The organism is Clostridium celatum DSM 1785, assembly GCF_000320405.1.
GTDB lineage: Bacteria > Bacillota > Clostridia > Clostridiales > Clostridiaceae > Clostridium > Clostridium celatum.
The window spans coordinates 42,655-67,986 of the sequence record NZ_KB291660.1; the positions used below are offsets into that span (position 1 = coordinate 42,655).

The 25,332-nt window shown below is 26.6% G+C and carries 21 protein-coding genes; 3 read left to right on the forward strand and 18 right to left on the reverse strand.

Features of this window, described 5'->3' with window-relative positions:
- Window positions 1-121: 121 nt before the first annotated feature.
- The 6 genes from HMPREF0216_RS11550 to HMPREF0216_RS11575 all read right to left on the reverse strand — a co-directional run bounded on the left by HMPREF0216_RS11550 (window position 122) and on the right by HMPREF0216_RS11575 (window position 6,440).
- The gene (locus HMPREF0216_RS11550; protein ID WP_040419796.1) at window positions 122-1,198 is read right to left on the reverse strand and encodes a galactose ABC transporter substrate-binding protein; all 1,077 of its coding nucleotides are present in this window, start codon (window positions 1,196-1,198) and stop codon (window positions 122-124) included.
- A gap of 264 nt (window positions 1,199-1,462) precedes the next feature.
- Window positions 1,463-2,329, reverse strand: a complete 867-nt coding sequence (locus HMPREF0216_RS11555) for an SDR family oxidoreductase (RefSeq protein ID WP_005214455.1) — start codon at window positions 2,327-2,329, stop codon at window positions 1,463-1,465.
- Between the two features lie 36 nt (window positions 2,330-2,365).
- Window positions 2,366-2,554: a (2Fe-2S)-binding protein gene (locus HMPREF0216_RS11560; RefSeq protein ID WP_005214456.1), complete on the reverse strand. Its 189-nt coding sequence runs from the start codon at window positions 2,552-2,554 to the stop codon at window positions 2,366-2,368.
- Window positions 2,555-2,722: 168 nt separating this feature from the next.
- Entirely contained in the window at window positions 2,723-3,547 is an 825-nt protein-coding gene (gene nudC, locus HMPREF0216_RS11565) for an NAD(+) diphosphatase (protein WP_005214457.1), read from the reverse strand.
- 19 nt (window positions 3,548-3,566) lie between these two features.
- Window positions 3,567-5,519 (reverse strand): GTP-binding protein, encoded by a 1,953-nt coding sequence (locus HMPREF0216_RS11570; protein ID WP_005214458.1) that lies wholly within the window; start codon window positions 5,517-5,519, stop codon window positions 3,567-3,569.
- 354 nt (window positions 5,520-5,873) lie between these two features.
- Window positions 5,874-6,440: a zinc dependent phospholipase C family protein gene (locus HMPREF0216_RS11575; protein ID WP_005214459.1), complete on the reverse strand. Its 567-nt coding sequence runs from the start codon at window positions 6,438-6,440 to the stop codon at window positions 5,874-5,876.
- Between the two features lie 256 nt (window positions 6,441-6,696).
- On the opposite strand from HMPREF0216_RS11575, the gene uvsE reads away from it, so the two are divergent.
- The gene (gene uvsE / locus HMPREF0216_RS11580) at window positions 6,697-7,659 is read left to right on the forward strand and encodes a UV DNA damage repair endonuclease UvsE (protein WP_005214461.1); all 963 of its coding nucleotides are present in this window, start codon (window positions 6,697-6,699) and stop codon (window positions 7,657-7,659) included.
- Window positions 7,660-7,866: 207 nt separating this feature from the next.
- Here the strand turns inward: uvsE and HMPREF0216_RS11585 are convergent, their stop codons facing one another.
- The 5 genes from HMPREF0216_RS11585 to HMPREF0216_RS11605 all read right to left on the reverse strand — a co-directional run bounded on the left by HMPREF0216_RS11585 (window position 7,867) and on the right by HMPREF0216_RS11605 (window position 13,180).
- Complete coding sequence (locus HMPREF0216_RS11585; protein ID WP_005214463.1) at window positions 7,867-9,306, reverse strand: sensor histidine kinase; 1,440 nt, start codon at window positions 9,304-9,306, stop codon at window positions 7,867-7,869.
- On the reverse strand, window positions 9,293-9,976 hold the full coding sequence (locus HMPREF0216_RS11590; protein WP_005214464.1) for a response regulator transcription factor: 684 nt from the start codon (window positions 9,974-9,976) through the stop codon (window positions 9,293-9,295). Before HMPREF0216_RS11590 ends, HMPREF0216_RS11585 begins: the two co-directional genes overlap by 14 nt.
- Window positions 9,977-10,064: 88 nt before the next feature.
- Entirely contained in the window at window positions 10,065-11,243 is a 1,179-nt protein-coding gene (locus HMPREF0216_RS11595; RefSeq protein WP_005214465.1) for a hypothetical protein, read from the reverse strand.
- A 153-nt stretch (window positions 11,244-11,396) separates the two neighbouring features.
- The gene (locus tag HMPREF0216_RS11600) at window positions 11,397-12,779 is read right to left on the reverse strand and encodes a PH domain-containing protein (RefSeq protein WP_005214473.1); all 1,383 of its coding nucleotides are present in this window, start codon (window positions 12,777-12,779) and stop codon (window positions 11,397-11,399) included.
- Window positions 12,776-13,180 carry a GntR family transcriptional regulator gene (locus tag HMPREF0216_RS11605; RefSeq protein WP_005214474.1) on the reverse strand — a complete coding sequence of 135 codons (405 nt, stop codon included), beginning with the start codon at window positions 13,178-13,180 and terminating at the stop codon, window positions 12,776-12,778. Before HMPREF0216_RS11605 ends, HMPREF0216_RS11600 begins: the two co-directional genes overlap by 4 nt.
- A 199-nt stretch (window positions 13,181-13,379) precedes the next feature.
- Between HMPREF0216_RS11605 and HMPREF0216_RS11610 the strand changes: the two genes are divergently transcribed.
- Window positions 13,380-14,288 carry a Gfo/Idh/MocA family protein gene (locus tag HMPREF0216_RS11610; RefSeq protein WP_005214475.1) on the forward strand — a complete coding sequence of 303 codons (909 nt, stop codon included), beginning with the start codon at window positions 13,380-13,382 and terminating at the stop codon, window positions 14,286-14,288.
- Window positions 14,289-14,390: 102 nt separating this feature from the next.
- Here HMPREF0216_RS11610 and HMPREF0216_RS17355 read toward each other — a convergent pair whose 3' ends face one another.
- A complete protein-coding gene (locus HMPREF0216_RS17355; RefSeq protein WP_005214476.1) occupies window positions 14,391-14,528 on the reverse strand; it encodes a hypothetical protein in 138 nt (45 codons plus the stop codon).
- 152 nt (window positions 14,529-14,680) lie between these two features.
- Between HMPREF0216_RS17355 and HMPREF0216_RS11615 the strand changes: the two genes are divergently transcribed.
- The gene (locus tag HMPREF0216_RS11615; RefSeq protein ID WP_040419797.1) at window positions 14,681-16,060 is read left to right on the forward strand and encodes a GntP family permease; all 1,380 of its coding nucleotides are present in this window, start codon (window positions 14,681-14,683) and stop codon (window positions 16,058-16,060) included.
- A gap of 251 nt (window positions 16,061-16,311) precedes the next feature.
- Here HMPREF0216_RS11615 and HMPREF0216_RS11620 read toward each other — a convergent pair whose 3' ends face one another.
- The 6 genes from HMPREF0216_RS11620 to HMPREF0216_RS11645 form a co-directional block, all read right to left on the reverse strand.
- Window positions 16,312-16,884, reverse strand: coding sequence for a 50S ribosomal protein L25 (locus HMPREF0216_RS11620; RefSeq protein ID WP_005214478.1), 573 nt, complete (start codon window positions 16,882-16,884; stop codon window positions 16,312-16,314).
- Between the two features lie 81 nt (window positions 16,885-16,965).
- Window positions 16,966-17,835 (reverse strand): carbohydrate ABC transporter permease, encoded by an 870-nt coding sequence (locus HMPREF0216_RS11625; RefSeq protein WP_005214479.1) that lies wholly within the window; start codon window positions 17,833-17,835, stop codon window positions 16,966-16,968.
- Window positions 17,835-18,677: a carbohydrate ABC transporter permease gene (locus HMPREF0216_RS11630; RefSeq protein WP_005214480.1), complete on the reverse strand. Its 843-nt coding sequence runs from the start codon at window positions 18,675-18,677 to the stop codon at window positions 17,835-17,837. Before HMPREF0216_RS11630 ends, HMPREF0216_RS11625 begins: the two co-directional genes overlap by 1 nt.
- 106 nt (window positions 18,678-18,783) lie before the next feature.
- Entirely contained in the window at window positions 18,784-20,166 is a 1,383-nt protein-coding gene (locus tag HMPREF0216_RS11635) for an ABC transporter substrate-binding protein (RefSeq protein WP_005214482.1), read from the reverse strand.
- 297 nt (window positions 20,167-20,463) lie between these two features.
- Window positions 20,464-21,222 (reverse strand): dockerin type I domain-containing protein, encoded by a 759-nt coding sequence (locus HMPREF0216_RS11640; protein WP_005214484.1) that lies wholly within the window; start codon window positions 21,220-21,222, stop codon window positions 20,464-20,466.
- Window positions 21,223-21,234: 12 nt separating this feature from the next.
- Window positions 21,235-25,275, reverse strand: a complete 4,041-nt coding sequence (locus HMPREF0216_RS11645) for an endo-alpha-N-acetylgalactosaminidase family protein (protein WP_005214487.1) — start codon at window positions 25,273-25,275, stop codon at window positions 21,235-21,237.
- Window positions 25,276-25,332 lie beyond the last annotated feature (57 nt).

Here is a 25,332-nt window from a genome sequence, read left to right on the forward strand (position 1 = left end):
TTTATTTTTATTTATACTTTTAGTTACTATATAAAATTTATGTATTCTAAAAGTTACTAATTTTATCTTTAAAACTGCATAGCAATTAATTTACCATGCAGTTTTATATCACTATTTAATACTATTTAACAAACTCTTGATATGGTATACGAACTGCAACCCCTGTATCATCAAATTCATATGAAGTTCCATCTATAGCAGTTTTACCTTCAGCTAAGTTTAATCCACATTCATATAATGCTTTTGCCATACCTTCAGCATCTTGAAGAACTGATCCAGTCATATATCCTTTTGAAATTAAATCTTGAGCTGCTGCAGTTGCGTCAACACCAACAACTGGAATAAATTTAGATTCATCTCCATTGTTGTATCCTTGAGCTTGAAGTGCTGCTATTGCACCTTGAGCCATACCGTCATTATTAGCAATTACAACTTCTATTTTTTCACCATCTTTAGCAAACCATGCTTCCATAGCATTTTGAGCTAATGCTTGGTCCCAGTTACAAACTTGTAATGCAAGCTCTTCAGTTTCAATTCCATTATCATTTATAGTTGAAACAGAATATTTTGTTCTTGCTACAGCTTCTGGATTATCAGGTTCACCTTGTAACATAACATATTGCATTTTTCCATCGCCATTTTTATCTATAGCACTAGAATCTTTGTTCCATACATCTGAAAGAATCTTTCCTTGCATAACACCTGCTTCTATAGCATTTGTTCCGATAAATACTGCTTTATCATATGATTTTATTACATCTTCTGATGGTTCTCTGTTGAATAATACTACTGGAATATCTGCATCTTTAATCTTATCAACAACAGTTTGTCCAGCTCCTGTATCAACTAAGTTAACTAATAATAAGTCAACTCCTTTTTGAATTAATGTATCTATACTATCATTTTGTGTAGCTTGGTCACCTTTTCCATCATAGAAAGTAAATTCAACTTTTCCATCACTTTCTTTTGCTAACTTTTCTAAGTTTTGACGAACTGTAGAAATATAAGTATCATCAAATTTATATAAGCATACTCCAACCTTTAAAGTTTTTTCAGCTGTATCTTTTTCTGTATCTGTTGCATTTGATCCATTACTGCTTGTATTATCTTTAGCTGCATCATTTCCTCCACATCCAACTAAAGCTGTTACCATAACTGTAGTAACCGCAAGTGCTACTAATTTTTTTATATTTTTCATAAAAATTCCCTCCCATTTTTTAAAGCCTGTATATGTTCTTAAATTTTGTATATCGTTTACATTTATAATTATATAGTTTTCATAATCTTTACTCCATACGAAATTCTTCACATTTTTATTGAAATTCTTAGATACTTATATAAAAACATCTAAAATTTTTATATAAATTTTATTTAGCACCTTATTACTTAGCAATAAGAGGTTACTTTATATTAAAAATAAAAAGCAAGAAATAATTAAATAAAACATTTCTTGCTTTTTATTTTATGAATTTACTATTTCTCCACCATTAATATGTATAGTTTGACCAGTTATATATGATGCTGAATCAGATGCTAAAAAAACATATGCCCCTGCACATTCAATTGGTTGACCTGCTCTTCCTAGTGGAGTATTTAAACCAAACTGTGGTATTTCATTTTCTGCAAAACTTGAAGGAATAAGTGGAGTCCATATTGGCCCTGGTGCAACTGCATTTATTCGTATACCAGACTTATTTTTTGCTAATTGTGTTGATAGTGATCTTGTTAAAGCTACTATTGCACCTTTAGTCATTGAATAATCTACTAACTTTTCATTTCCTGCATATGCAGTAACAGATGCAGTATTAATTATAGATCCACCTGATTTCATATGTTTTAAAGCTTCTCTAGTCATATAAAATGTACCGTAAATATTAGTTTTTATAGTCTTATCAAATTGATCATCTGTTATTTGTTTAAAATCCTTACATTCATACTGAACTGCTGAATTATTTACAAGTATATCAATTTTATTATATTGACTTATAACCTTTTCTACTGAAGTTCTACAAAAATTAACATCTGAAATATCTCCAGAAATAAGTGTGCATTTTCTTCCTATAGCCTCTATAAGTTTCTTTGTATCTTCGGCATCTTTGCTTTCATTATAGTAAATTATTACTATATCAGCTCCTTGATATGCATATGCTATAGAAACTGCTCTTCCTATTCCACTATCTCCACCTGTTATTATAGCAACTTTATCTTTTAATAAATCTCCTGTTTGTGTATAATTTTCATCATAATATATAGGTGTTGGTGTCATTTCATATTCAAAGCCTGGATGATGATTTTGATGTTGTGCTTTAAATGTTATTGGAAAGTTCATTTTATCACTCCATTAATAATATAATAAAATTCTATTCTAATCTCTCTTATTTTTTAATAATTCTTCAACAACAGCTTTAGCTTCTGCTAAACATGAACCACAACCTTTTCCACAATTAGTTGCTTCTTGAACCTCATCAAAAGAATCTGCACCATTTTCTATAGCTCTTTCAATATCATCTACTGATACATTAAAGCAATAACAAACTTTTTTATTTTTATCCATTTCCTATACCTCCAAATAATATTAATTAATATCTACTTATATAATTTGCAATTCTTCTTATTGTTATTCAAAATATAAACCATTAGTAATGAAAGCTATATCTTTTTAAAGATATAGCTTTCATTACTAATGGCGATATAGCTTTCATTACTAATGGTTTTAATTTACTTATAAAAGTGAATCTATTATTCTTCTTGCTATTGTTGTTTCATCAGGTATCATAGGTAGATTATCTTTTTTATACCAAGCTGCATGAACTATTTCATCTCCATCAACTTTTATTTCACCTGATTCATATTCAGCTGTAAAACCTATCATTATGGAATTTGGATAAGGCCATGGTTGACTATCAAAATACTTAATATTTTTGACCTTAATCCCAACTTCCTCTAAAACTTCGCGTTTTACACAGTCTTCTAAAGTTTCATTAACATCTAAAAAACCAGCAATTACACTATGTAATCCTTCTGGAAAATTTTTATTGTTAGCAAGCAATATTTTATCTCCATTTGTTATTCCAACAATTATTGCAGGACAAACATTTGGATAAGTTGTATATTTGCAGCTTGAACATTCCATTGAAAATTCATTTTCTGAAATCTTATTTTCAGCTCCACATACACTACAATATTTATTAGTTTTATGAAAATGTATTATTTGGGACGCTCTACCCCATATAGGGAAAATATCTTTATCTATAACTGCAGCTCCTTGCCTTAATGATAAAAGTTCAAACTCTCCATCTGTTTCAACGCAAGAATTTATTTCTCCACAAAAGCAATGAATGCCATTTAATTCTCCTAAATGATATTTAGTTTCTAATCCATCAATAAAATTTTTAACATCTTTAAATGTTGGCGTTATTATTCTTCCTTTATTCTCTTTAATAAGTATTTGTTTATCTTTAAATATAAGCCACAAATCTTCCTCTCTATTTCCCTTAGGAAATTTTGCATCAGAAATAAAATTCAAATATTCATTGTTATTTACCATCTTAACCTCCAATTTAATCTTATATTATTTCACAATGCATATAGCTCTCTGCTTCATTCCAAGGTACAATGAATCCTTGCCCTTTTGAACAAAATACAGAGTTTGAACTATATTCTATATCTGCATCTTTATTATATCCCCTTTTTTCAATTACATATTCTGTGTTATGACAAATATCATATCCATCAAATATTAAACTAATACTACCTTTTCCTTTTGTAAAAGCTATAAGTTCCATGCTATAATCCATAAATGTTGCTACCGGTCCTCTTCCAGATATACTAACTTTATTTAAGCTAGTATTTGGTGAATCAAATGTACCATTTAATTTTTGAATATCAGATAGTACCCTCCCCATATAATCTAGTTCTACATCTATTTTAAATTTATAATATGGTTCTAACAATATGTTTTCTGCTTTTTCTAATCCTTGTCTTAACGCTCTAAAAGTAGCTTCTCTAAAATCTCCACCTTCTGTATGTTTATTATGAGCTCTTCCTGTTAATAACGTAATTTTAACATCAGTAAGTGGTGAACCTGTTAAAATTCCATGATGTTCTCTTTCAAAAATATGACTTCGTATTAAATTTTGATTTCCAGTTGTTAAATGATCTGTATGACATTTATTTTTAAATACTATTCCAGCCCCTCGTTTAGCTTTTTCTATCATTAAATGTACTTCAGCATAATGTCTTAATGGTTCAAAATGACCATATCCTTTAACATTATTATTGATAGTTTCCTTATACATTATTTCACATGGTCCAAAATCAACTTTTAAATTAAATCTTTCGAACACAACTTCTTTTAAAACTTCTAACTGTATTCTTCCCATAATGTGAACATGAATTTCTTGATATGCTTCATTCCATAAAACATTTAAAGATGGATCTTCTGCCTCTAATATTTTAAAATATCCTAAAACTTCTTTAATATTATACGACCTATCAAATAGTACACTAGACATTAAAGTAGGAACCATTTGAAAATTAGTTTTTTCTTTTAAATTCCCTATCCCATCACCAGAATTAATTTTTGAAATTCCTGTAACTGCAAATATATCCCCCGCTACAACCTTGTCCACAGTAACAAACTTATTTCCATTATAAGTTCTAATACTGCTTACCTTTTCTTTTACTATATTTTCATCATCATTTAAAACATTAATTTCATCTCTCACCTTTAGTATTCCACTTAAAGCCTTAATAAATGTAATTCTAGTTCCATTATCATCATGACGAATTTTATAAACTTTTCCTGAAAACTCTGTATTCTCATCATATTCAGTATAAGTTAACCTATCTAATGCTTCTAAAAATTCTACTATTCCAACATCTTGAAGAGCAGAACCTCCAAAGCAAGGAAAAAGCTTACTTTCTTTTATTAATTTTTTTAATTTATTAATCCAAATTTCTTGTTGATATTCTCCATTAAAATATCTTTCTAATAGTTCTTCATCTCTTTCTGAAATAAATTCTATTGCATCTTCATTAAGATTGTTTAGATTATCTATATAACATATGTCATTAGTTAAATTAATCTGTATTTCTTTAATAACCCTCTCTAAATCAGCTCCAGTTCTATCTAATTTATTAACAAAAAATAAAGTTGGTACATTATATTTTTTAAGTAAATTCCATACTGTTTCTGTATGTCCTTGTACTCCTTCTACTGCACTTATTATAAGTATTGCATAATCCATTATCCCTATAGCTCTCTCCATTTCACATGAAAAGTCTATATGCCCTGGAGTATCTATTAAATAATATGTTGAATCTCCCATTTCAAAAACACCTTGATCAGAAAATACAGTAATTCCTCTTTCTTTTTCTATATTATGGTTATCTAAAAAAGAATTTTTATGATCTACTCTTCCTCTACTTCTAATACTTTTTGTATGATATAATATTTGCTCTGAAAATGTTGTTTTTCCCGCATCAACATGTGCAAGTACTCCTATGCACTTTTTCATAAATCCACCTTCTATCTAATTGTTTATTTTAATTTATACTATCTTAATACAAATAAATAATCTATATTTCACTTATAAATATTTAAATAATAGCTTTTTCTTCTTTGCTCATTAATAATTTTATAATTTAATATTATATCATAAGTAAAACTTAAAATTTTATATTTAAGCTGTCTAGGTTAAAATTCAATTCTTAACTAAAGCTTATACATATAATTTTTCACTTAAATTTCCACATAGTATCTATCATCTACTAAAAACAATAGCTACTTAACACCTTTAATAATTTATTTTTTATACTTTAAAATTAAAATAGGAGCTATTTCCAATAATGAAATAACTCCTATTTTAATTTTATCCATATAACTCCATAACTTTTACAAAATAACCTTGCGTTGCATATAAAAGCTCACAAGTAGTTTTTATTGTAAAATAAATATCATTAATACAATCTTCATCTAAATCCAGATAGTCTTTTCTATTACTTTTTAACTTTTCCAAATAACATCCTGTTTCTTCAATGTCATCTAAAATGTTTTCAAATAATTGCTCATTTTTACTTAATGTTTTCTTTAATATTCTATGAAGAATAACTTCATACTTAAAATGTTCCATCATATCTTTACCATAATACTCTTCTAGATGGTATTTACAAAAACAATCTGCAATATAGTGAGCTATTTGCCCTACAATAAATGATATTTCATCTATGCTTAAATCATTATTTTCTATATATCTCTTATATTCACCCATCTTATCTTTTGAAACACTATATGTGTGCTTTATTTTATTTTTTCTTTTATGAAGATCAGGTTCTATACACCCATATAGAAAATTTCTCTTATTTAAATTTAAATTATACTTTTCATTACAAATCTTATAACAATATGAACCTATAGCTAAGTGAGAATTAATTAACATTAAGCCCTCCCTTGTTAGAAGTTTTAAAGATTTAAAATTTTAAATAAACTCTAACACTATTTATTATACATCACTTTTTTGTTTTTGATTATATAAGTTTAATTTTTTTGTTGGTGGAGTTTGAAATTTATAACAAATAAATTAAAATATTTTTATTATTAAAACTCTCACAATCTATTAATAAACATATGCTTTTACTTATATGGACATACTATTTTTATAAAATAAAATTCTACATTATTATCGGAGGAAAACTATGAAAGTTAGACTTGGCTATGTTGCTATCTCAAAAAAATTAGGTAAAAAAGTTACATCCTCTAGTACAGTTACTTTTACTAATTATAATAAAATAACTACTCCAGAAAAAAAACTTGAAAAGCTTAAATTAGTTTCATCATCCAACTTAAAAGATTTAGAAACAATTATTAAGTATAATATAGCTAATAATATTCATTTTTATAGAATAACATCTGCTCTTATTCCTCTTGTTACCCATCCTGAAGTTGGTTATTGGGGACATAGAGAATTTCTAAAAAAAGATTTTGAATATGTAGGAAAATTAATTAATAATTCTAATATGAGAGTTGATACTCATCCCGATGAATTTAACGTAATTAATAGTATAAATCCTAAAGTAGTTGAAAATACAAAAATTAATTTAATGCGGCAAGCAGAATGGTTTGAAGATTTTAATTATAATTTAGGAAAAATGGTTATCCATGTTGGTGGTGCTACTAATGGAAAAGAAGCTGGTATAGAAAGATTTATTACTAACTTCAATACATTTCCTGAAGAGATAAAATCAAAACTTATAATAGAAAATGATGATAAGACATATACAGCAAAAGAAACTTTATATCTGTGTAATGAACTTAAATTACCTATGGTTTTAGACATACACCATCATAATTGTAATAATAATGGTGAAGATATTTATAGCTTAATACCTGATATATTTTCTACTTGGAAAAATGAAAAACTTCCTCCAAAGCTTCACTTTTCTTCACCTAGAGATGGAGAAAAAGATAGAAAACATTCTGACTTTATTAATGCCAATGATTTTGTGAGCTTTTTAGAAAAAGTTAAAGTATTTGATATAGATATAGATGTAATGCTTGAATGTAAGGAAAAAGATTTTGCTCTTTTCAAATTAACAGAGGATATTAAAGCATTAAAATCTGAATATTCTTGGATTGATGAAACCACTTTTGTTGTATAATTGAATATTAGCCGCTGATGTTCTAAATTAGGAATTCTTTATAAAATCAATGATATCATTTATGATTACAAAAATGGTTATATACAGGAACAGCTTTCATTTTTTTAATAAACTAAATATAATATTTTATATTTTAAAAGTATAAATAAAAAATAATAGGATTCAAAAAACATTTAATATATTTTTTTGCATCCTATTATTCAAATTTTACTCTACTAATAATTTCAAAGTAAATTTTATTTTATTATTCTTAATTTCATATGATAAGCTTCCATTATTTTTTCTACTTAACTCATTACATAAGTATAAGCCTAATCCTGAACTACTAACTTCTTTATCAATATTTTCATAAGTATTATATTTTATAAATGGCTCTAATAATCTATATTTTATATCCTCTGGAAATTCACCACACTCATTACTTATTTCAAATATAATATTTTCTTCACGCTTATATAATTTAATATTAATACTACTACTTGTACTATATTTAATACTATTATCTAAGAGATTACTTATTATTTGTTCTATATCATTTAAAACTGCTATTAATCTTATTTCATCTAAATCAGCATCTATTGTTAACTTTCTATTATGTATCTTTACTTCAAAATCTTCAATTATTTCTCCTATAATCTCTGTAATTGAGAATTCAACTTTGTTTTTATTTGGCTTAACTTCACCTTTAGAAACCTCAAGTATCTTTTCAACTAAAGTTTTCATTTTTTCACTTTCTAGCACCATTCTATTTGTTGCTCTATAAATAAAGTCTTCATCTAACTTCTTTACATCCTCATCTCTTAAAATCTGTGCATAAAGCGAAATTGAAGTAATAGGAGTTTTTAACTCATGAGTTGCATTGTTAAAAAATTCTCTCGAAATTTTTTGTAGTTTTTCTACCTTTTCTTTTTCTTCAACTATTATATTCATTTGATTTTTTATTTTATTTTTCATTAAATTATAGCTTTTAGATAATTCACTTATTTCATCATTGGTTTTTATTAATACATCATTTTCATCTTTAGATTCTATAAATTTCTCCATAGAGTTTTTCAACACTTTAATTGGTTTTGTAATTTTATTTATTAAAATTGAAACTACACTTATTATTATAATTACTATAATAAATTGTCCTAATAAAATTATTCCTATAGCTTTAATATTTATACTATATTTATCACTATAATCCTTTTGAATAATTAAATTACCATAAAATTTTCCATCCAAATATACAGGATAATTATACGTGATATAATAATTATTATTTAACCTTTTAAACTTAATTATTGAACTTATATTATTACTTTCATTTAAAATTCTCTTAATTTCTTTCTCGTTTAATGTATCCCTGACAAATACTTCTATTTCCATATTCTTATTGGCAATAGCAACATATGAATCCGATAGCCCCTGTATTATTGTTAATATTTTCCACAAAGACTCTTCAGTTACTTTCCCTTGCTTAATGCTATCTAGGGAAAAATTTTTTACTTTTTCCATTTCTAAAATAATATCATCTTTTAAAGTGTTTTCTAAAAAACCTGCTACAAAAACTGTAAATATCAAATTTATAAGTACTATACTACTTATAATTCCAAATAAAAGCTTTCCCTTCAAAGTATTAAATAAAACTCTATCTAACCACATAGCCTACTCCAAAAACAGTTTCAACTATAGAATTATCTTTTTCTTCATTGAGCTTATTTCTTAACCTTCTTATATGAACATCAACAGTTCGTGTATCTCCACCATAATCATATCCCCAAACTTTTTCCAACAAATCTTCTCTTGAAAATATTATGCCTCTATTTTCATATAAAAAATTTAGCAAATCAAATTCTTTTTTTCTTAATGGAACTTCTTTTTTATTCTTTAAAACAATTCTATCTTTTGATAAAATTGTTATTCCCTTTATAACCTCCGGACTTTCTTTTGGCAAAGTATTTTTTAAATGCTTTTCTTTTCTCCTAAAAATAACCTTTATTCTAACTAAGACTTCTCTTATTTCAAAAGGCTTTACTATATAATCATCAGCACCTAGTTCTAATCCTACTATTTTATCAAAAATATCTCCTCTAGCTGTTATCATTATTACATAAGTACTTTTTGATATTTCTCTACAAATATCAAATCCATCAATATCAGGTAACATTAAATCTAAAAGTACAACTTCTGGATTAAACTCTTTAAATAACTCTAGGGCTTCTCTCCCATTAAATGCACTTCTAACATCATACCCTTCTTTTCTTAAGGCAAATGTTAATCCATCATTTATTGAATATTCATCTTCAACTACTAGTATCTTTCTTTTATCCATAATCAATTATATAAAGCTTAAATTAAGCGTTTCCCCTTCCCCTATATATATTTATATAAAATCTAACTATATTGTATAAGCAACTCTCTTATCTCTCTATTTCAATAAAAGAATACTCTACCTTTTTAATATAAGATATTGGTGATTCATCTACTGTCGTATCATTATAAAGAACCTTTCTTAAAAAAATAGTATTTCCTTTATCATTTATTACTCCATCAAAATTATCATACTCCTCTGCCTTAGCAATTTTATATATTAAATCTATTTTTAATTCATCATTTATTTCCGATAAATAAATATCACCATTATAACTACTAATTATATAATCACTATTATCTATATTATTAACTATAAATTTATCTAACTTAATTACTTCATTAGAATATATATTGTATATAACCTGTTCATGAAATGTATTATCATCATATAAGTTTAAAATTATATTATCACCTTTTGTATAATTATTTAAATACCATATATCAAATCTTAACCCTTTCAAATCAATAGTTTTATAATATTCAAATACTATTTTATCATCTATAATTTCTACTTTACTAACTTTGCCAGTTTCATCTATAGCCATTATATTATTTTCTTTAATATCATAATAAAAATATCTATAGTTTGCTTTAATTACATAAGTATTATAAACTTTATTGTTTTTTATATCTATTATAGTAATTTTTTCTTCTTCTCCAAACCCTCTTGTATCTCCAGTATTGTTTATATTAAGCAAGTTTACATAATAATCTTCATTTACTTTAAAACCTATGTAATAATAGTCTTTTTTACTATCCTCTAATTCATAAATAAGAGTTTCATAATTATCTAATTTTATCTTTATATTATTTTTGATATCAGCATAATAATAAGTTCGATCTCTTAAATGTAATCCTTCACTATAAATTCCATAGCTTCTATCAACATCTATTAAATTACTCTTTTCTGCCCTTGTAAAATAATTTTCATCTAACTTCTCTACTTCACCATTTAAATTAATTAAATATGGCATGTCTATCTCATCACTTTCATATCCAACATTAAGTTTGGTAGGTGATAGTGTTCCATATACTTTATCTTCATTGAAAAATACTGGTTCAAAAATAGTATACTCTTCTTTATCTTCTATAACTTTTTCTGTTATTTCATATTTATTTAGACTCTGCTCTATCCTTGCATCACTTTCTAAAACTATAGTATCATCCGTACATCCTATAATAAATATATTAAACACTATTAGTATTGCTATAATTAATTTCTTCATAAATAAAAAACCTCCACATATTATTTAATTATATAATACGTGAAAGTTTTTACATAGTTTTGTTTACTTGTTACAAAGTTATTAACTTTTTTTATTAACATACTATTTAAATCTTTATAGTTGTTTTTTACCATTTCAAATATAATTTCTTTATTATTTAATTTCCTGTAATAATTCATTATAATACTTATTGGTTTCCTCTACACTTTTACTATTAAAAAATATATAGCTATTATCCTTTAATTTAATACATATATACTCTTGATTTTCAAAATAAACATATAATTTACACTTACCATATCCATTTATACTAAAATTACCTAAATTATAAGTTGATGCCCCAACTCCATTAGTTCTAATTCCACTTGGGATTCCATTTTCCATTGATATAGATTCTATGTTACTAGTTTTAACTTCAGTTCCATAGATTGGTGCATTAATTACAATAGTATTATTGTCAACTTTTAAAGTAAATGTAGAAAAATCAAATACCATCATCATTGAAGTAAGTCCTAATAGTAAAATACCTGCAAATGTTAAATTTCCATAATAAATTAATCTTCCTTTTTTAGTACCTAAATTATAAGTCATCCCATAGCCTGTCCTATCTGGTACTGATACTGTTCTATCATTAGGGTTATTATAAACACCTTTACTCCAGTACTCATCATTATCAGTATATATTACTTTCTCACAATTTTTTAAAATTTCACTTTGCTCTTTATTAATTTTGTTATTTATGAAAAATATACCACCTATTATTAATATTACTGGTACTACTATTGCTAAAATAAATAATATTTCACTATTACTACTATTTATTAAAAGTAAAAACATAAATAACATACTAATACTTTGAATCATAGCAGCAATTACTGTTCCAGCTGTCCAATTTCTTTTAAAAATAGTATTATAAGCTATATTTATTTTAGAATCTTCACTTATAACCTCTGATTTTCCCTTTGAATATATTTTATACATAATTATAAATATTATATTGGCAATTAAGGCATTACAAGCTGATATTCCTAAGTATCCATAAATATTTATTCTTTTAAATATAATCGCTATTGGAATTAAAGAAATTATTATACTTGGAATAAACCAAAGAATAGAAACAGGCATTTTATTTTTTACTCTTGTGACTTCAGTATCAATAGTTACTAAATACTTACTAGGTAATAACCACTGGTTTTCCCTTTTCATATCCATAAGCTTTTTATTATACTTAATAAATAATCTTCTAGATAAATATAACACAATAAATATCCATAAAAATAAATATATAGTTTGTATTGAATTCATTATTATAAAAAATGATGGTATAAACAATATTAAATCAATCACCATTATTATAAAATTTTCTTTCTTAAATTCTTTTAATATACTTAAAACTTTTTCATTTTTAAGCTCTAAATAGGGAATAGTTACTCCGATTAATATGTTTTTATTTCCATTTGTAATACACTTACTTTGATAATAAATAGTTATTAAGAATACTATTGCTACACTTCCCCAAATTAAATTGAATATCATATTTTCCCCTCATTCCATACCTTATTTAAACCATTCATATTTTTATAAATCTCTTCACACATTCTCATGAACTCTTTATATTCAATTCCCTTTAGTCCAGATTCTGCAATTATGAGTTCAAGTTCACTTTCAAGCTTTTCTTTAAATTCTCTAGTTGTATCTAAAGATGGATTAATTTTTGCTCCATGTCTTCTATCTATCTCTATATATCCTTCATTTTTTAATATAGAGTATGCCTTATTTACAGTCATATTATTAACTCCAATATCTTCCGCCATTTGTCTAACCGTAGGAAGGCCTTCCCCTTTTTTAAGATCACCTCTTCCAATTCCCATAACAATTTCATTTCTAAGCCGAACATAAATAGGAATATTGCTAGTCATATCTAGTTTTATAATCATTATCTCACTCCCTTTGTATACTTTGTATTATATATTATAATACAAAGCATACAAATAAGCAATATTATTCTAATACCTTATTATTTATAATTTTTCTTAGTAACTTTTAATAATATTATAAACTTTCTATATTTTTATTTTACTCCCTATTATATAATTAATATGAATTTATATACTTTTAAGATAAGGAGAAATATTTATGAGAATTGGAATAATTGGTATAGGTGATATATGCAAAAAAGCTTATTTACCTGTAATAACACTTAGAAATGATATCGAAATAATTTTATGTACTAGAAATACTGAAACTTTAAACGAAGTAAAAAAAACTTATAGATTATCTTCAGCTGTCGAGAGCATACAAGATCTAATAAATTCTAAAATTGATGTTGCTTTTGTTCATTCTTCTACAGAATCTCACTTTGAGATATGTAAAACATTAATTGAAAATAAAATACATGTATATGTTGATAAACCTCTTTGCTATACTTATGCTGAAGTATTAGAATTATATAATTTATCTAAGAACAATAATGTAAAGCTTATGATAGGCTTTAATAGAAGATTTTGTCCAAAAGTTAGAGAATTACATGCATTGGGACATGCTGATATTATAATTATGGAAAAAAACAGAGTCAATTTACCTGGTGATATTAGAACTTTTATTTTTGATGATTTTATTCATGTTATAGATACTGTTAGATTTTTAATGATGGATGACTATACAAACTTTACAGTAGATTTTAAAACAGATAAAAATCTTTTAAATAATGTAGTATTAAAATTAAGTAATTCTACAACTACGTCATTAGCAATTATGAATAGAGATAATGGAGTTACAGAAGAAACTATAGAATATATGGCTTCTGGAAAAAAAGCTTTAGTAACTTCTTTAGTTGAAACTACATCATATTGTAATAATAATAAATCAATAACTAGCTTTGGTGATTGGGATAATACTTTATATAAAAGAGGATTTGTAAGTATAATAAATGAATTTTTAGATGCTATAAAAAACAATTCTAAGCTTCCTATAGATTTAGAAGATTCACTTAAAACACATAAATTATGCGAGGATATTGTTAATTATATTGTATCAAATAGTTAATGTTGCTATGTAATTAAATATAAAAAATACTGTGTTAATTAGATAGCACAGTATTTTTTATACTATAATAATTTTTATCTATAGTATTATAAATTCAATTTCTTACTTTTTTAAAACTAATCCTTTACTTCTTATACAAGTGCATTCTCTTGCTTCTTCAGTATGTAAGCATTGATATTTAATCCTTTTTGGTGCTTCTATTTCTACTTCTTTCTTTTCTTTTGATTCTTTTGTATTCATATCATAATCTCCTTAAATATATTACTTAAAAACTTACTATTTACTAAATATTTTTTATTATATAATAATTACTATCTTTTAATATGTATTATATAATAATTTTAAATTTAAGTACATATAATAAATTTAGTAAATTACAAAGGAGAAAACAAATGTTAAATTTAATCAGCCTAATAATTTCTTTATCTCTAATTATGTATTTAGCATATAAGGGATATTCAACTATAGTAACTGCTCCAATTATAGGGTTATTAACTACTTTAATTTCATTTGGTCTTAATAGTCATTTAATGGCTAATTATACAGAAGTATATATGAATGGATTTGCTGGATTTGTTAAAAGTTATTTTCCTCTTTTCTTAACTGGATCTATTTTTGCAAAACTTATAGATGAAGTAGGTTATGGTAAATCTATAGCTTCATTTATAAGTAATAAGCTTGGAAAAGATAAAGCAATTCTTGCTATAGTTCTATCTGGAGCATTTCTAACATATGGTGGCGTTTCTTTATTTGTTGTTGCATTTATTTTATATCCATTAGCAAATATTTTATTTAAAGAAGCAGATATCCCCAAAAGATTAATTCCTGGTACTATTGCCTTAGGTGCATTTACTTTTACAATGACAGCAATGCCAGGCTCTCCAGAAATTCAAAATGTTATACCTATGAGCTATTTTGGAACAGATACCTTTGCTGCACCACTAATTGGAATAATTGCAAGTATCATTATGTTTACTTTAGGTATGATATGGCTTACAAGAAGAGCTAAAAAAGCAAAGCTTAATGGTGAAGGCTATGGTAATCATAAAAACAACTTTAAAAATTCCTCCTGTGAAAAGTTACCTAACATAATAGTTTCTATTGCTCCTATTTTAATAATTTTTATAGCTAACTTTACACTTTCAAAATTTTATTTCCCTAATACTGATGGCAGTTATTTAAATGAATATGGAGTTACATTAGATAAAGTTGCTGGAACTTGGAGTGTTATTATAGCAATAGTTTTATCAATAATTTATATTATTTTATTAAATTATAAGAAATTGAAAAATTTAAATGAATCACTTAGTGATGGAGTTAAAAATTCATTTCTTCCATTACTTAATTCTAGTGCAATAGTAGGTTATGGTAGTTTAATAAAAGCATTGCCTATATTTACTACTATTCAAACTAGTATAATGAATATATCATCTAATCCTATTATTTCAGAGGCTATCTCTGTGAATATAATTTATGGACTTACTGCTTCAGCCTCTGGAGGATTAGGTATAACTTTATCTGCACATGCTCCAACCTTTGTTGAAATGAGTCAAAAATTATCTATTTCCCCGGAAATACTTCATAGAATTGCATCATTATCATCAGGTGGATTAGATACATTGCCTCATAATGGTGCTGTAATAACTACATTAGCTATTTGTGGATTAACTCATAAAGAAAGCTATAAAGATATCTTTGTAACATCCGTAGTTATTCCAATTTTAACTACAATAATAATTGTATTATTAGTTTCATTAAAGTTTGCTTTCTAAAAAATTTATTATAGATTCAAATTTTTATTTAGAAAGTCTAAGTTATATACCGTACACATATTTTACAATAGGAAAAGATATTTATTTTTTATAATAAGTCTACCTAAAGCATACTTAGCCTCCTATATTTAAAATTAAATCCAAGTATACAAAATGGAAATATACATCATTAACTTTTTAATAATTAATTAAAGGTCATAATTAGTTTTTTACTAATTATGACCTTTAAAAATTTATATTTATTTAAAATTTTATTTTTCAGTACTTTCTTCACTTTCAGTTTTTCCATTATAATTACTTAAAACTTTAGCTATCTCTAAATCTTTTTCATTTTCCGGAATCAATCCCCTTAATTCTAAGAGTTCATTAACAAATATTTCTCTGCCTTTTTCATAGTTTGAAACATCTACATGTATATATTTAGGAAACTTAGTTGGTTCTCCTTGAAGTTCTATTTCTGATAATAATACTTCTAATCTTAACCCTCTTGCTTCCAAATCGCCTTCACCAATATATGTTATAGGCATTTTTAAGTTTACTGATTCTCCCTTTCTTATGCTGTTAAAATCTATATGCTCTATATGTCCAAAAGTATCTCTTTGCAAATCTTTAACTATACATTTTTTTATATCTCCATCTAATTTCAAAGAAATTATTGAACTCTTAGGATAAGTTAATAATCTATACATTTCTCTTTTAGTCATTTTAACAGAAATAGCCTTATGTGTTTCATCTCCATAAATAACACATGGAATATATCCGTTTTTTCTTACCTTTTTACCTTTTTCATTTCTTGATAAAACATTAAATACTAATTGCTCCATTATAATCCCTCTTTCATTAAGAATACTTTATATTATTATTATAATGAATTGATTAATATTCCTATTTCTTCATAAAGCTTATTAACCCTTAACTGCTCCAGCTGCAATTCCTTCAATAATATACTTTTGACAAGTGAAATAGAATATAATTATTGGTATAATAGCAAGAACTAAAACTGCCATCATAGCCCCCATATCAACAGCTCCATATCCACCTCTTAAATATTGTACTGCCATAGTTAATGTTTTATAATCAGATCTTAAAACTAAAGTTGGAAGTAAGTAGTCATTCCAGATCCACATAACATTTAAAATTGATATAGTTATAGTTATTGGTTTAAGTAATGGAAATACAATTAAAAAAAATGTTTTTATTGGTGTACATCCATCTATCATTGCTGCTTCTTCAATATCTATAGGTATTGATTTAACAAATCCACTAAACATAAATACCGAAAGTCCAGCTCCAAACCCCAAATATATTACTATAATTCCAAGTGGATTGTCTAAATTTAATATGTTTGCAATTTTACTCATAGTAAACATGACCATTTGAAATGGTACAACCATAGAAAATACAAATAAATAATATAAAAAAGTAGTGAACTTAGATTTTACTCTTATAATATACCATGCTGTCATTGAGGTAAATAATATTATTACCACCGTTGAACTAATAGTTATAAATAAAGAATATCCTATTGCACTAAGAAATCCTGTCTTTTCAATTCCATTTATATAGTTGCTTATTCCTGAAAAAGTAGTTGAATTCGGTAATGCAAATGGATCTCTACTAATATATAATTTTCCTTTAAATGAATTATATAAAACAATAAAAATAGGTGCTAAAAATAATATTGCTAATAGTACTAATATAATATATAAAAAAATATTATTTTTCTTTTTAGGTTTATATTTAAGTTCATTTTTTGTATCTATTTTACTTTCCATTAATTTTCAACCTCCTTCTTTCTAGTTATACTCAATTGAAGTAACATAATTGCAGCAACTATTATAAAGAATATAACTGCTTTAGCTTGTCCTACACCTTCTGAACCTACCTTGTTATAAAAAGTTTTATAAATATCAAGTGCAAGCATTGCAGTTTTTCCACCTGGTGCTCCATCTGTTAATGCTAGATTTTGATCAAATAATTTAAATGCATTTGACATAGTTAAGAAAAGACAAATAGTTATTGATGGCATTACTAACGGTATTGTAATTTTTCTTAATGTCATCCACTTAGATGCACCATCTATCTTGGCACTTTCCATAATATCATTTGGTATATTTTGAATACCTGCAATATATATAATCATCATATAACCTATTTGCTGCCAATTAAGCAATATGACAAGCCCCCAAAATCCATACTTAGGATCATATGTTAAATTAACTCCAAAATAATTTAATATTCCATTTAAAATTATTAACCAGATATATCCTAATACTATTCCTCCAATTAAATTTGGCATGAAAAATATAGTTCTAAAGAAATTAGTACCTTTTAATTTTCTTGTTAAAAGATATGCAAGTGCAAATGCAAAAACATTAACAGTTATTACAGAAACAATAACAAACTTAGTTGTAAAAATTAAAGCATTTGTAAATTCAGGTGTTGCAAATACCTTTTTATAATTTTCAAGACCTACAAATTTCGCATTAGTTACAGTTGTAAATTTTGTAAATGATAAATAAATCCCCATTATAAACGGGACTATAAATGCTATACTGAATGCTATTAATGTAGGTAAAGCAAATATTCCAAAATATTTCTTTAAACCTTTTTGCAAAATTTTCTCCCCCTTCTATAACCATTTTTAATTCATATTAAAATAATTAATTTTAGTCACAAAAGGATGTACCATAAGATACATCCCCTTTTTTAAAATTTAAATACTATTGAGCCCTTTCAGATTTCCAAGAATCTTTTACAGTTGTAACAACATAATCCCAATCTTGAGTTCCTTGTACGTACTCAAGTAATGCACCTGCAAAAGTATCTTTAAAGTTTTGACTTGGGAATGCTTGGAATGTCCACTTAATTGTTTCAATATTATCTTTTTCCATCCAATTTATAACTTCTTTAGATAATGGATCTGATGGTTTTTCATCATCATTAAATGTATCAAATGGAGAAATAAATCCTAAATCACCTGTAACATAAGCTTTACCTGTGTCACTTGTAAATAACCAATTTATAAAGTCTATAGAAGCTTGTTGCTTTTCTTCTGAAACTTGACTATTAATTGCTAAATAGTTTTCTGTACCAATGCAAAGACCTTGATTTTCTTCACCTTCCATACCTGTATATATTGGTAGGAATTTAATATTCTCTTCCTTAACAGTATTACCATCTATACCATTAATTTGTGACCAAGCCCAATTACCATTTTGAACCATAACACAATCACCTAAAGCAAATTCAGCCATTGAATCATCAACACTCTTATTTCCTAAAACACCTTTTTCTGAAACTGAGTTATTAGTATATAAGTCATAAATATTTTTATAATTCTCATTATATTTAAATTCAATTTCCTCTGCAGCTAATCCAACTTGTAAAGGATTTTGCCCTTCTTCTGCATTATCTTTAAATTCATAATATAATGGTATATTAGCTAAATGAGTTTCCCATCTCCAAGCATTACCTGCAGCCATTGAAGTTGATGCAAATACACCTTGTATTCCAAGTTCATCTTTATTTGCCTGCATATCCTCAACTACAGCTTTTAACGTGTCGAAATTATTAATGTCCTCAACTGATTTAATATCTGTATCTTTATTTTCAAGTGCTAAATATTTTTGCATAATTTCATCATTATATATAATTCCATAACCTTCAACAGCATATGGTATACCATATACTCCTTCACCACTTGTAACTGCTAAAGTTTTATCTAATAAATGACTATAAAGTTCAGTATCTTTTAAATCTAAGCAATAATCTTTCCAAGATTCATATCCAACTGGTCCATTAATTTGGAAAATTGTTGGAGCATCTTTTTTCGCAATTTCAGATTTTAATGTTTGCTCATAAGTACCACTTGCTGCAGTTTCAATTTTTACTTTTACTCCTGTTTCAGCTTCATATTCTTCAGCTACTTTCTTATATACATCTGCTATTTCTGGCTTAAAATTTAAAAAATAAATTTCTTCTCCTCCATTAGTAGATTCATTTGAATTTGTTTCTTCCTTAGTATTATTACTTCCACAACCAACAAATGAACCAACTACAAATGCAGTTGCAAGAGTAAGTGCTAATAATTTCTTAATCTTCATAAAACTCCCATCTCCCTTTAAACAATTAACTTTTTATATAAAATTATTTATGTAGTTTATAAATAATTTATATGCATAATCATCTATTCATTTCTGGAACCGTTTCTAATTTTTAATATAATATATATCTTGTAAAGGTAAACATTTACTTTCCTACTTAATTGTATAATATTTCCAATTTATTTTCAATATTTATTTTTAATAAAAAACCGTATCAATTTAAATATTTCTTAATTAATAAGAATATATATTTTCAAATTGAATACGGTTTTTATATTTTCAATTATATTTTAATAATTATTTATTCATTATTTTATTAATTATTAAACTTATATCTTTTGCATCTATTACTTTATCATTATTAATATCATAATCCTTTAAAATTTCCCATATATCACTATTATTTTTTTCTGCTTCTCCATAATATTTTGAAATCATAGCTACATCACCTATATCAACTTTGCTATTACCATTTAAATCACAAGTCTTTAAATTAATTATAGCTATTTGAAGTGATATATTTGCTGCATTAATCTCTTCTTCTGTTGCTTCTTTATTATCTAGTACAGCTTTTGTACTATTTAATGCTTCCGTGAATATTCTCCAGGCATCTTCTAAATAGTAACTATCTTCTTTATCTTTATTATCATCATAAAGTTTTTGAAGTTCTGCTTTATCTGCCTCTTCTACAGAAATCTTATCTACATATAAATTATCCACAATGTACTCTGTTGCTGCATTTCTTGTTATATCAATATAGTAATCATCATAATTACCTGTTGTAAATTCAACTTCAACAGTACCTGTTCTACTTATACTTTTACTTACTAATACTGAATTATCTCTATCACCTGCTTCACTAGCCTTATCTGATTTAACACCTAATATAAAAGCATTATCTGCCCATGATAAATGATCTAATCCAATTCTATAAGTTGTATTTGGTTCAAATCTAATTCTATGAGGTAAAGTTCTCATATAATCACCTGAGCGAATTTTTAATGAATATCTTCCATCAATAGTATCGTTTGTATAAGGCGCATTAGTTTCTGACAAATGACTGTTATCTTACTTTGTTGATTCAAATGGACCATATCCTTGATCAACATTTTCAAAATCTTCAAAGTAATAATGATCTCCTTTTTCTGTAACTCCTATTTCTGTTACACGAACATCATCAAGATTTACCCATGAATTCTCTTCTCCTTGTTCAATACTTAATTTAATTTCAGCAGTTGTTTCTCCCTCTGGTTGAGTAAATGTAATCTTAACTCTTTGGTAATAAGTATTTAACTTATCATTATGAGTTGATCCATATTTCACATTACTTCTATCTGTATAATTTGAAACTGTTTTTCCATCTGGTGTAGTAACAGATATTTCTGATTTTCTACCCTCTGAAACTTCCATCCAAACAGATGCAGAATAGGTTTGTCCACCTACTAGACCTGTCATCGTTTGAGTAATAATTGCATCAGCACCATTATTACCCTCCACTCTTATAGTAGTATTCCCCTTACTATTATTTACAAAGTTAATATGATTAGTGTTTTCAAAAGTACTGTACTTATTCCAAGAATATTCCCAGCTATGGCTATCAAATCCCATATCCTTTACTGGACTACCTGTGCTCCACTCCATATCTCTTGTATCTTCTGTTTCTTCCTTATAAATAACATATCCTGTATTAGCTGTAGTATTTAAAGTAATCTTTCCATTTATAACTTCAATAAGAGTCTTTTCTGTCTTCCCTTCATCAGAAAGCTTATATAATACTACTGAATTAAGTCCTTCCCAACTACTTGACAATTCCCAAGTAGTAGAACCTGTAGCATCTGTCCAGTGATAAATTTTATCCTCTGTTTCAACATTCCAAGGTATAAATATTTTATTTCCATCAGCTATAACTTTCCCATCTTTAGTAATTATATTTTTACCATTCTCATAAGTAGTAACTACTTCATTATTTTCTCCAAGTATAGCTTTTGTGTTACTTTCCCATTGCATTAGTGGAAAGTTCATTAAATATTTATTAGGTAATACATCTGTAAAGAACTCTTGAATAGTTTCATTATAGTCACTAGCTCCTTGCCATCCTAAGAATCCATTAACTCTATCTCTAAGTCCTCTAAATAAATTACTATACGAAAATGTTTCTTGAGTTTGATGATTTACAAAGTGATATAGATCACCTGCATTATTGTACTCTGATGTTAAATGATGTGCCCATACACTTGTTGATGAAAATGCTTGTGGATATTCACTTGCTATTGCCCAACCTAAATCATTTAATTTAGAAGATAATTTATGTGCTGGCCATCTATCATCACTATATACGTCTACATAAACCATATCTATTCCTGGTGCAATCTCTGCTAAATCATCTAAACGTTTTTCCATACCCTCTTCTTGATCTAATATATCATTTTCTCTTATTATTTGTTTAGCACTATCATACCATGACCAACCTGCGGTATTAGATACTACACTACCATATTGAGTTGCTTCAGGATATGCTTCTGTATGATTTATATGAACCCCTATTGTTGCATTGTATTTTTCAGCCTCTTCTAAAAGTGTTCTGAAATCATCTTCCCCACCAGCTCTCTCACTTATATTCGCAAAATCTGGATGAGCACTATCATGACCTTCTGATTGATATCCCTTTATAATGATATTTTGTCCAAATCCATCTGTACCTAAATCAAACTTCTTTATATTATCTAATATTCTTAAGAATGGATATTGAGCAACGCTACCAACATTCATAGCTACTGAAGAATAAGAATTTTGTACTATTTCCGTTCCTAATCTTTCTTCTCTTATATCATCTCTATAGGCAATAGCACCATCAAAATAGTCCACTTTACTATCAGAATTTCTATCACCTGTAATTACAACCTTTGCCCAAGGTTCTGCTATTACTTCACTATCTAATAATCCTCTATAACTATACTCATTAGTCCATATACCAGTTGAAGTATACTCCCCATTTATATCTACAGTCTGATATGCTACTTCCTGATTAGATTTCATACAGCTGTTTGTAATTGAAGCTGCTAAGTTATTATCATTAACTATAGCTATATTAGTTACATCATAAGTTGTATCTGCCACTGTATTAGCTAAATCTCTATCAATCTTAGCTTGAAAATGGCTTGTATGACTTTGATTAACTCTTTGAGATTTAAAATGAGCACCTTCTTGAGTACTTCGTACTGAAACTAAATTATTTTGTGGGAAATTAATTGTATAGACTTTAGTTATATCTTCATTTATATTAACAATATTCATATTAAGAACATTATCTATAACTTCATAAATAACATCAAAAGATACACCTATTTCATCCACTGATACAGTGTAAATTGCCTTATTTTCTTCAAAATCAGAAGTTACTTTTGGTACATACCTTTTTGTATTTATATCAACAACATAATTAGGAATTTCTTGACCATATAATTTATTAGAGTTCATTTCATAACTTATTACTCTTGGGAAATTTTTATCCATAGTTACCTTAAGCTGTCCTGATTCAATATTAGTTGAGTCTTCTTCTATATTAGATTCTTCTATATTACTAGCTGTTGTTACTGAGAAAGTTCCTACTTTTCCTCCATTACTACTATGAAATCTAATACCTGCTTTTCCTTTTTCAGTTGTTACTTCATCTACTGTAGAATTGTATATAGCAACTCCATCTAAGTATACAGTTACAATCTTATCTACTAATTTTATTTTAACTGTATATGGTTTTACACGATTTGCATAAATTCTAGAACTATCTCTAAATAAATTTCTTCTAGCCCCATTACTATTAGTTACATACCAAGTTGAACCCCATTCACTACTTGATCCATCAACACCTATATATGTCCAAGAATTTTCTCCTGCATATCTTAAAACTGCTCCAAAATTAGCATTATCATTTAATGGGTCAACTGTAAATTCAACTTCACTATTATAAAGTTCTGGTGAATTTTCATCTATTACAATTGCATTAGATGTTTGTGGAATACTTAATTTATTATTCTCAGATGAAATATTGGCACTACCAACAACCACACTCATTCCATTTATTCCATTTGTAAAATCACGAGTATATTCAATATACTCTTCTGGTGGTAATTGAACATCTAAAATAAAACTGCTCTTAAATCCATCTTCAAAAACAAGTTCCATATTAGTCGTTCCATTCTCTTTAACTTTAGTAATATATTCTTTCTTTATAGTTAATACATTACCTTCTAATGTGTAGTCCACATTCCTAATTAAAGCTTCATCTTTAACGTTTACATCAATTAAAACATTTTCATTATTAGATAAATTTATAGGAATATCATACGTTCCTGCTTTTGAATATAATACATATTGTTTATTAGGTGTAACAGAAACTTCTTTATATTGTGATAATGTTAAATTATCATATATTCCATAGGAATAATTATCAGTATATCCCCATCCTCTAATTCCGATTTTACCCGTTCTATCTTCTGTTAACACATTGCCTTCATATATTTTTTCATCATCTACGAATAGTTTTAAATTTGTACCAGCATATTGAACCTTTATTTTATGCTCAGTATTTTGTGCTAATGAAGGTCCACTACTTGTTAATACTGTATTAGTCTCACTACCATTTGTGCTCCTATGATAAACCCATGTTCCTCCAACATCATAACCAATACATTCATAATTTTTATTGTCTACATATCTTATAACTAATGACATTCTTCCTGCATGACTTCTTACTTTAAGATCAGTCTCTAATTGTCCATCCTTAATTTCTGGTGAATTGTTATCTACTATCATAGTAAATTGCTTTCCATCAGATGATGTATTCCAATTTCCGCCTTGGACAGCCAATCCACCTTCTTCTGCTGATATGGTGCCTCCTCCCCATACTTTAGACCATCCACTAATATCTCCATTATCAAAATTTTGCACATATGGCTCTATTGCCAATGGTTGTACAATATTTTCATTATTTATCATTGATATCTTATTAACTGATGGTGCTGCAAAAGCTTGATTTTCAATAACTAATTGACCAATAAAAGACATACTAAGAGCTAAAGCTATTATCTTTTGAACCTTTTTACGAATCATTCTTATTTCCCCCCTGTATCCATTCTCGATCTGTTAAGTTATATGAACATTGCTCTT